This is a genomic window from Arthrobacter sp. SPT-J7, from assembly GCF_059089965.1.
The window spans coordinates 23,684-32,896 of the sequence record NZ_JBNHFF010000020.1; the positions used below are offsets into that span (position 1 = coordinate 23,684).

Annotated in this window: 8 protein-coding genes; 7 read left to right on the top strand and 1 reads right to left on the bottom strand. The window is 66.3% G+C overall.

Annotated elements, in window-relative coordinates; all coding sequences use genetic code 11:
• Positions 1–257 precede the first annotated feature (257 nt).
• Positions 258–1,577 carry an MFS transporter gene (locus AC5RWX_RS18620; protein WP_494097810.1) on the bottom strand — a complete coding sequence of 440 codons (1,320 nt, stop codon included), beginning with the start codon at positions 1,575–1,577 and terminating at the stop codon, positions 258–260.
• A 231-nt stretch (positions 1,578–1,808) separates the two neighbouring features.
• Here AC5RWX_RS18620 and AC5RWX_RS18625 point away from each other — a divergent pair, with 231 nt between their 5' ends.
• The 7 genes from AC5RWX_RS18625 to AC5RWX_RS18655 form a co-directional block, all read left to right on the top strand.
• Positions 1,809–2,633: an IclR family transcriptional regulator gene (locus AC5RWX_RS18625; protein ID WP_494097811.1), complete on the top strand. Its 825-nt coding sequence runs from the start codon at positions 1,809–1,811 to the stop codon at positions 2,631–2,633.
• A 145-nt stretch (positions 2,634–2,778) separates the two neighbouring features.
• Positions 2,779–3,660, top strand: a complete 882-nt coding sequence (locus AC5RWX_RS18630; protein WP_494097812.1) for a shikimate dehydrogenase — start codon at positions 2,779–2,781, stop codon at positions 3,658–3,660.
• Positions 3,660–5,555, top strand: a complete 1,896-nt coding sequence (locus tag AC5RWX_RS18635) for a bifunctional sugar phosphate isomerase/epimerase/4-hydroxyphenylpyruvate dioxygenase family protein (RefSeq protein ID WP_494097813.1) — start codon at positions 3,660–3,662, stop codon at positions 5,553–5,555. Before AC5RWX_RS18630 ends, AC5RWX_RS18635 begins: the two co-directional genes overlap by 1 nt.
• Positions 5,556–5,596: 41 nt before the next feature.
• Complete coding sequence (gene pcaH, locus AC5RWX_RS18640) at positions 5,597–6,472, top strand: protocatechuate 3,4-dioxygenase subunit beta (RefSeq protein WP_494097814.1); 876 nt, start codon at positions 5,597–5,599, stop codon at positions 6,470–6,472.
• Positions 6,473–6,487: 15 nt separating this feature from the next.
• Complete coding sequence (pcaG, locus tag AC5RWX_RS18645; protein WP_494097815.1) at positions 6,488–7,069, top strand: protocatechuate 3,4-dioxygenase subunit alpha; 582 nt, start codon at positions 6,488–6,490, stop codon at positions 7,067–7,069.
• On the top strand, positions 7,066–8,547 hold the full coding sequence (locus tag AC5RWX_RS18650) for a lyase family protein (protein ID WP_494097816.1): 1,482 nt from the start codon (positions 7,066–7,068) through the stop codon (positions 8,545–8,547). The genes pcaG and AC5RWX_RS18650 overlap by 4 nt, the downstream gene beginning before the upstream one ends.
• On the top strand, positions 8,540–9,213 hold a 674-nt coding region (locus AC5RWX_RS18655; protein ID WP_494097817.1), incomplete at its 3' end, for an alpha/beta fold hydrolase. The genes AC5RWX_RS18650 and AC5RWX_RS18655, both read left to right, overlap by 8 nt.

Here is a 9,213-nt window from a genome sequence, read left to right on the forward strand (position 1 = left end):
CTGCCGTGGGGAGGGGCAGAAGTAAAAAGGGGACGACTTAGGGTAGCCTTTCCTTCCGGTAAAAGAGGAATCGATGACGTGCCTGCTCAGGGCCGTGAGGGAGAGCGGAGCGCCTCGGCCGGGCATCCGCCGTCGTACGTTCCCGCCCGCTTGCTGCGAGGCCTTCTGCGGCCCGGGCACCGGAAAGCCCGCCACCCTATAGGAATGGCGGGCTTTTGGCCGGGTAGCCGGGGAGGGGCTTCGGGCGCTCCCGGGAATTACTTGAGGCCGAGCTGCTTGGTGGGAACCTTGAATGTTTCCTTGGCGGTCAGCGCGGAGATGGCTGCCACTGTGCAGATGACGGCGGTGAAGATGCTGATCTGGACCCAGCCGCCAGGCTTGATGCCGCCCATGGCCGCAACGATTGCGGGGGCGAATCCTGCCATCAGGAAGCCGAGCTGGGTGCCGATGGCAAGGCCTGAGAACCGCACCTTGGTGCTGAACATCTCGGCGTAGAAGGATGGCCAGACGGCGTTGGAGGCTGCGTATCCGCAGGAGAAGAAGCCGATGGCCGCCAGGAACATCAGCGGCACGCTGCCGGATTCCAGGCTGAGCAGGAAGACGGGCGTCAGGGCGGCGCTGGACAGGGCGCCGTAGATGAAGACGGGTTTGCGGCCGATCTTGTCCGCAAGCATGCCGAACAGCGGCTGGGTGCCGAGTGCGACGAGGTTGGCGCCGACCACGAGCCACAGGGTGGTGGTGCCGTCCACGCCTGCCACGGTTTTGGCGTAGCTGATGGCGAGGGTGCCAAAGACGGTGGAGACGGCGGCGATGAAGGCGCAGCAGATGACGCGGAGGACGTCGCGCCAGTGGCCCTTGAGAAGGTCGGCGACGGGGAGCTTGGAGATCTGGGCGGTCTTCTGGGCTTCCTCGAAGGCCGGCGGCTCGTGCAGCGTGCGGCGGATGAAGAACGCAACCACCACCACGACGGCGCTCAGCCAGAAGGGAATGCGCCAGCCGATGCCGTACTTGATCTCGTCAGGAAGTGCGAGCACGGGGATAAAGACGAGTGCGGCGAGGATCTGGCCGCCCTGGGTGCCGGTAAGGGTCCAGGAGGTAAAGAAGGAGCGGCGGTTGTCCGGTGCGTGTTCCAGCGTCATGGAGGAGGCGCCCGCCTGCTCGCCTGCGGCGGAAAGGCCCTGGCAGAGCCGGGCGAGCACCAGCAGTGCGGGGGCCCACCAGCCAACGGTGTTGAAGTCCGGGAGGCAGCCGATGAGGAAGGTGGAGGCGCCCATCAGGAGGAGGGTGAACATCAGGACCTTCCGCCGGCCAACCCGGTCGCCGAAGTGGCCCAGGATGACGGCGCCCACGGGACGGGCAACGTAGGCAAAGCCGAAGGTGGCGAAGGACATGATGGCCGCGTTGGCGTCAGCATCGGGGAAGAAGACCGTGGGGAAGATCAAGGCGGCGGCGGAACCGAAAATGAAGAAGTCGTAGTATTCGACGGCGCTGCCCAGGAAGCTGGCGAGGGCTGCCTTCTTCGGCGTCCCGGCCGGGGCAGCGATGCCTGGCTCGGCGGACGGAAGTATCTGGCTCATGGAGTTCCTTTGGTGTGACGACTTTGTCGCGGATGGATCAGGGACTCGCAGCCAGTGCTGCCGGGGTGGTGGCCTGGCGCTGCACGGCTGGAGGTGCGGGAAAACCCGGGACAGTAGCCACATTGTGGGAGCTACTTGTGCGATACAGCAATGGTGGCTGTGAGGGCAGTCACTTGTCAAGAAAATAATCATCATCTAGCAATAGCTCTCACATTGTGGCAACATCGAGATATGAGTGTGAACCAAGACATAGCGCCCGATGATGTTGCCGCTGAAGAAAGCTCCCCCAATGCGGCCCGTTCCGACCGTACTGACATGGTGGGCAAGGCCCTGAACCTTCTGGTCCTGTTGGGCGATGAACCGCGCGGCGCCAGTGCGGCGGAGATTTCGCGCCGGGCCCAACTCCCCTTCAGCACCACCTACCGTCTCTTGGGATCCCTCACCCGGGACGGTTTTGTGGACTATGAGGCCGAGGGCCGCCGGTATCACCTGGGCCTGCGGATTTTCCAGCTGGGCCAGCGGGTTTCCAACCATCACGGCTTCGCCGGGACCGCCATGCCGGTCCTCCGCCGCGTGACCGAGCAGACCGGGGAGGCCACCATCCTCAGTGTCCGCGATGGGCATCACCACCTCACCGTCAACAAAGTGGACGGACCCAAGATGTTCCGTGTCACCAGCGATCCCGGCCATCTCGGCTCGCTCTCCACCACTGCCGTCGGCAAGGTGTTGGTGGCGTTCGCCGAAGACTCCGAGCGCGAAAAGCTCCTTGCGGAACTGCCGCTCGAGCCGCTCACGCCAAAATCCATCACCGACAGGGAGGCCTTTCGCGCGGAAATCGACATGGTCCGCCGCCGCGGGTACGCGGTGATGGATGAGGAAAACGAAACCGGGATGCGTGCCGTGGCAGTCCCGCTCTTCAATGACCAGGGCCACGCGTTCGCCTCCCTGGCCACGGCGGTCCCCGTCTTCCGCCTGAGCCTCGAGGACCTGGAGGCCCACGTCCCCCTGCTGCAGGAAGCGGCCGCAGAGCTCGCAGCCAGGTTGCCGCAGCGGTAGCGAATGGGCCATACCGCAGCCGCTTCGGCACTGCTCGTTCGCATCTCGAACGTTAGTGCGCAGAAAGAACAAATGATGTACCGTAATGTCCATCACCCTGCAGCACGCTCGCAGCTGCCGGTGCCGTATCAAAGGAGCTGCACGGATGAGTAATCGAACTGAGTCCTACCTGGTGGGACTGGTCGGCGATGGCGTGATGCCGTCACTCACCCCGCCCATGCATGAACGCGAAGGTGATGTGCAGGGCTTGCGCTACCTTTACCGCCCCGTCGACCTGCTGGAACTAGGCCTTTCGGGCGAATCCGTGGGCCAGCTGCTGCAGTGCGCACGCAGCCTCGGCTTCAACGGCCTGAACATCACGCACCCCTGCAAGCAGCTGGTCCTGCAGCACCTGGATGAGGTGTCCCCGGACGCCTTGCGGCTGGGTGCCGTCAACACCGTGGTGATCAAGGATGGCCGGTTCGTCGGCCACAACACAGACTTCTCCGGTTTCGCCGCCGCCCTCGCCTCCGGCCTTCCCGGTGCCCGCTTGGACCGCGTGGTGCAGCTCGGGGCAGGCGGGGCGGGTTCCGCCGTCGCCTATGCCCTGCTTACTGCCGGCGTCCGCCACCTGGACCTCGTGGACAAGGACGTTGCCCGCGGCGCAGCGCGTGCGGAGGAACTGGCCGGCTTCTTCCCGGACAGCACGGTCACGGCGCGTACGACGGCCGAACTGCCGCAGCTCATGGCGCTGGCCGACGGCATGGTGCACTGCACCCCGGTGGGCATGGCCGCCCACCCCGGCGTCCCGCTGGATCTTGGCCTGCTGGAATCCCGGCACTGGGTGGCGGATATCGTCTACCGTCCCATTGACACCGAACTTGTCCGGGGCGCCCGTGCCAAGGGCTGTGAAGTCCTTGACGGCGGCCGCATGGCGGTGGGCCAGGCAGCTGACGCCTTCCGTATCTTCACCGGCCTCGAACCTGACCCGGACCGCATGCGTTCGCACTTCCTGGAGCTCGTCGCAGCCGAGGAGGTGGCGGCCTGATGCGCACCGGAATCGCCACGGTCTGCCTGTCCGGCACCCTGAAGGAAAAGATGCAGGCCTGCGCCATTGCGCGGTTCGACGGCATCGAGATCTTCGAGCAGGACCTGGTCACCTCGCCCCTGAGTCCCGAGGACGCGCGCACCATGGCCGCCGACCTTGGCCTGGGACTGGACCTTTACCAGCCGTTCCGGGATTTCGACGGCGTCACGCCGGACCTGCTGAAGGCGAACCTCAGGCGGGCGGAGGCGAAGTTCAAGCTGATGTCGCGCCTGGGCATGGACACTATCCTGGTCTGCTCCAACGTTGCCACCGCCACCATCGACGATGACGGTCTCCGTGCTTCGCAGCTTACCGAGCTCGCGGAGCTGGCCGGGGACCACGGCGTCAAGGTGGCTTACGAGGCCCTGGCCTGGGGCAAGTACGTCAACGACTACGAGCACGCGTACCGCCTGGTGGAGATGGTGGACCACCCCAGCTTCGGCACTTGCCTGGACTCGTTCCATATCCTGTCCAGGGACTGGGACACCGCGCCCATCGAGAAGCTCAACCCGGAGAAGATTTTCTTCGTCCAGGTTGCCGACGCCCCAAAGCTATCCATGGATGTTCTCTCCTGGAGCCGCCACTACCGCGTGTTTCCCGGCGAGGGCCAGTTCGAGCTCGCCAAATTCATGGGCCATGTGGTCCGTGCCGGCTACACGGGGCCGGTCTCTCTCGAGGTCTTCAACGACGTCTTCCGCCAGTCCGACGTCGAACGCACCGCCGTGGACGCCATGCGCTCGCTGATCTGGCTGGAGGAACAGAGCGCTAAGTGGCTTGCCGGCGATGCAGCGGAAGGCACCGCGGGCAACGGCGCCGCCTCCCGCCGTCGTTATCCCATGGAACTGGCCACGCTACCCAAGGTGAGCGAACCGGCCGGCTTCAACTTCGCAGAAGTGAAAGCTGACGACACCGCCCGGCTTGAGAAACTCCTGGGCCAGCTCGGCTTCGCCTTCGAAGGCCGGCACCGAACCAAAAACGTCCAGCTCTGGACCAGGGGCCAGGCCCGCGTCATCATCAACGAACAGGCAGCGTCACACGCGGAACCGGCTATCGCCGCCCTGGGGTTCGACGTCGATTCCCCGGTGATTGCCTCCGCCCGCGCCCAGCAGCTCAAGGCGCCGGTAGTGGCCCGCAAGGTCCAGGCCGACGAGGAAGTCTTCCAGGGCATCTCCGCCCCGGACTCCACAGAGATCTTCCTGTGCCAGGGCAGCCCGGACGGCACCGCCGCCTGGACTGCTGAATTCGGTCAGGGAGGCGAGTCCGGCGAGGGGATGGAGCACCGGCGGCAGGCAGGGAACGCGGTCATTGACCACGTGAACCTTGCCCAGCCCTGGCAGCACTTCGACGAAGCCGTCCTCTTCTACACCAGCGCACTCGCCCTGGAACCGCAGCCGTTCGCGGAGGTGTCCAGCCCCAGCGGACTGGTGCGCTCGCAGGTCATGAAGACCTCCGACGGTGCGGTGCGGCTGGTCCTGAACCTGGCGCCCAACCAGCACACCTTGGCGCAGCAGGCGCACAAGACGTACCAGGAACACATCGCGTTCGCCGTGGACGACCTCGTGTCCGCTGCCCGGTCCGCCCGTGACCGGGGCCTGGAGTTCCTGCAGATTCCGGCCAACTACTACGAGGACCTGGACGCCCGCTTCGACCTTGATCCGGGTTTCCTGGCCACCCTTCAGGAGCTGAACCTCCTGTATGACCGGGACGTAGACGGGGAATTCCTCCATTTCTACACCGCCACGGTGGGCAGTGTGTTCTTCGAAGTGGTGGAACGCCGCGGCAACTACGACGGGTACGGTGCGCCGAACGCTCCCGTGCGGCACGCCGTCCAATACGACTCGCTCCAGCGCCCCTAAACCACATCCACACCAGAAACCACCAACGAAAGGAGCCAGCCGTGCCGCAGGACATCAACGCCCAGCTTGAAGCCGACGAGCTCGTACCGGCCGCCGAACCCCAGGCAGCGCACCTGCCCCTGGACCGCGCCGTCCAGACCCAGGCTGACCTCATGGCAGAGATCAACGGCCTGGCCGACGCCTATGTGCGGGCCCTCAAGGACGGCGCCCCGGCCGAGATCCAGCCCCGGCTGGACTACCCGCCGTACCGCAGCAGTATCCTGCGGCACCCCACCAAGAGCCTGCACCACGCGGACCCGGAGACCATCGAGCTGCACTCCCCGGCGTTCGGCCACCAGGACGTGCACGCCCTCGAATCCGACCTGACCATCCAGCACAACGGCGAGCCGCAGGGAGAGCGGATCATCGTTGCCGGCAAGGTGCTGGACGGCAACGGCCACCCGGTGGCAGGCCAGCTGGTGGAGATCTGGCAGGCCAACGCCTCCGGCCGCTACATCCACAAGCGCGACCAGCACCCTGCGCCGATCGACCCCAACTTCACGGGCATCGGCCGCTGCATCACCGGCCCCGACGGCTCCTACCGTTTCACTACCATCAAACCTGGCGCCTACCCGTGGAAGAACCACCTCAACGCCTGGCGACCGGCCCACATCCACTTTTCGCTGTTCGGCACCGAATTCACCCAGCGGATCATCACGCAGATGTACTTCCCCGGGGACCAGCTCTTCCCGCTGGATCCGATCTACCAGACCATCGTGGACCAGGACGCCCGTGACCGGCTGGTGGCCAACTACGACCACAACCTCACAGAGCCGGAGTGGGCGCTGGGCTACAACTGGGACATCGTCCTGACCGGACCAAAACGGACCTGGACCGAGAATGAGGCATTCGGTACTGCAGGCGACGAAAGCGAATAGGCAGAGGATAGGCACATGAGCAACCAGACCACACAGCTTGTTCCCACCCCCGGCCAGACCGTGGGCCCGTTCTATGGCTACGCGCTGCCGTTCGAGAAGGACAACGAACTCCTGGCTCCCGGATCGCCCGGTTCCATCCGGCTCCAAGGCACCGTGTACGACGGTGCCGGCGAGACGGTGCCGGACGCAATCCTGGAAATCTGGCAACCCGACGCCGAGGGCAACATCGTCCAGAAGAGCGGGTCCCTGGTCCGTGACGGCTACACCTTCACCGGCTGGGGCCGCGGCTCCGTCGGCTACTCCGGCGTGTTCACGTTCACGACGGTCAACCCCGGCCCCACCAAGCCTGTCCCCGGAAAACCAGCGGCGGCGCCCTTTATTTCCGTGGCCATCTTCGCCCGCGGCCTGACCAACCGGCTCTTCACCCGCATCTACCTTCCGGAGAACGAGGAGGTGCTGGCCAACGACCCGCTGCTCAGCTCGCTGGAACCGGAGCGCCGCAGGACGCTCATTGCGCGCCGCGATCCCGACGGCGGACTCACCTTTGACATTCGCCTGCAGGGTGAGGGCGAGACAGTTTTCCTGGACTTCCAGTGACTGAAGCCGTCCCGGGCCACTTCGGAAGCGGGACCGATGGTGACGTCGGCCTGCTCAGCCCTGTCACGGCGTCGCCTTTGGCTGCGGCGCTGACGGGGGACCGGGCAGTTCTCGCGGCAATCCTCGCCGTCGAGTCCGGCTGGGCTGCCGTGCTGGAGAAGGCGGGCTTGGCGCCTGCCGGTTCCGCCGCCGTCGTCGCCTCTGCTGCCGAAGCGGGCCGCTACGATCCCGCCGATATCGCGCGGCGCGCCCAGGGCGGGGGAAACCCCGTGATCCCGCTGCTGGCCGACCTCCGCAGGCATGTCTCGGCGCTCGACGCCGCAAACGTTGGGGCCGGGAAGGCTGTCCATACCTCGCTCACCAGCCAGGACGTGCTGGATACGGCTCTGATGCTGGTCGCCCGGAACACCATCGGGGCACTGCTGGCTGACCTGAAAGGCACGACGACGGCGCTGGCCGCCTTGGCGGAGCGCCATGCGGACACACTGTGCGTGGGCAGGAGCCTGACCCAGCACTCGCTCCCGTTCACGTTCGGGCTCCGGGCGGCGCAGTGGTTTCATGGCCTCGCTGCCGCGGGGCGGCAGTTGGAGAATGTCGAACTTCCGGTCCAGTTCGGTGGTGCTGCCGGCACCCTGGCCGCCGGGACGGCCCTCACCTCCGGTTCGTCGGCAACACCCTTCAGCCTCGCCGACGCCCTGGCCGCCCAGCTGGGCCTCTCCCCCACCCCCGCTCCCTGGCACACCAACCGCCTGGTTATCACGTCATTGGGACATGCTCTGGCAGCCGTGCTGGATGCATTCGGGAAGATCGCTGCGGATGTCCTGTTCCTGAGCCGGCCCGAGGTCGGCGAGCTGGCCGAACCGCGCGCGGAAGGCCGTGGCGTTTCCTCGGCCATGCCGCAGAAGCAGAACCCCGTGCTGTCGGTGCTGGTACGCAGCGCAGCGCTCCAGGCACCCCAGCTGGTGGCCCAACTGCACCTGGCTGCCGCGAACTTTAACGACGAGCGCCCGGACGGAGCCTGGCACACTGAGTGGCCCGCACTCCGGCAGCTATTGGCCCTGGCATTTGGCGCAGCAGGCCACGTCCGGGAGCTTGCTGAGGGACTGCAGGTTTTCCCGGATGTTATGCGCCACAACCTGGACCTCGCCGGTCCGCTGCTCCTGGCCGAAGGCGTGGGTGCTGCTGTGGCGCCCCTGCTTGAGGACAAGGACGGCCGCAACGGAAAGCAGCAGCTGCAGGCCGTCGTGGACCAGACCCTGCAGGCACCACCCGCGGAGCAGGCAGCCACGTACCGGAAGCTGCTCCGTGAAGCCGTCCCGCCCGGGGCGCTCGCCGATCTCGGGCTCGAGGAACTCCTCGATCCAGCCAGCTACCTGGGCGAGGCCGCTGAAATCGCCCGGCGCATCCTCGGCACCTACCCGGAATTTTTCCCCACAGCATCTGCAGAAACCGACGCGAACGGAGCCGACCGTGGCTAAACCTGCCTTGAAAGCCGCCCTGCTGTCGCCCCAGCGGGCCCTGGGCGAGCACCCCCTGCTGGTGGTGGGCCCGTCCCTGGGCACCTCCACCGTCCTTTGGAACAGGACCGCCTCCCTGCTCGGCCACGACTTCGACGTCGTGGCCTGGGACCTGCCCGGCCATGGCGTCTCACCTGCGGCAACCGAAGCGTTCGACATCGCGGCGTTGGCTGACGCCGTGGTGGACCTGATCGACTCCATCGCCCCCGGCGAAGCTTTCCATTACGCCGGCGTCTCCCTCGGCGGAGCCACCGGCCTGCAGCTGGGCATCAAACACGGCGAACGGCTCAAGAGCCTGTCCGTCCAGTGCAGCGGCGCCAAACTGGGCACGGCGGAGGGATGGCTGGAGCGGGCTGAGACCGTCCGCAGCCAAGGCACTCCGGTGATAATCCAGGGCTCGGCCCAGCGCTGGTTCGCCCCCGGTTTTATGGACCGCGAGCCAGATCTCAGCAGCAGGCTCCTCCATTCCCTGCGCGACGCCGACCGCTACAGCTACGCGTTCTGCTGTGAGGCGCTGGCGGCCTTCGACGTCCGTGAGGAACTGGGCAGCATCCGAGTCCCCACGCAGGTGATCGCAGGTGCCCTGGACGGGGTGGCGCCGCCGTCGTTCGCCGAGGAAGTGGCAGC

What these genes read in the sequence shown, in the direction of transcription:
- AC5RWX_RS18620 (WP_494097810.1), bottom strand. Translation starts at nt 1,577, where the DNA reads ATGAGCCAGATACTTCCGTCCGCCGAGCCAGGCATCGCTGCCCCGGCC.
- AC5RWX_RS18625 (WP_494097811.1), top strand. Translation starts at nt 1,809, where the DNA reads ATGAGTGTGAACCAAGACATAGCGCCCGATGATGTTGCCGCTGAAGAA.
- AC5RWX_RS18630 (WP_494097812.1), top strand. Translation starts at nt 2,779, where the DNA reads ATGAGTAATCGAACTGAGTCCTACCTGGTGGGACTGGTCGGCGATGGC.
- AC5RWX_RS18635 (WP_494097813.1), top strand. Translation starts at nt 3,660, where the DNA reads ATGCGCACCGGAATCGCCACGGTCTGCCTGTCCGGCACCCTGAAGGAA.
- pcaG (WP_494097815.1), top strand. Translation starts at nt 6,488, where the DNA reads ATGAGCAACCAGACCACACAGCTTGTTCCCACCCCCGGCCAGACCGTG.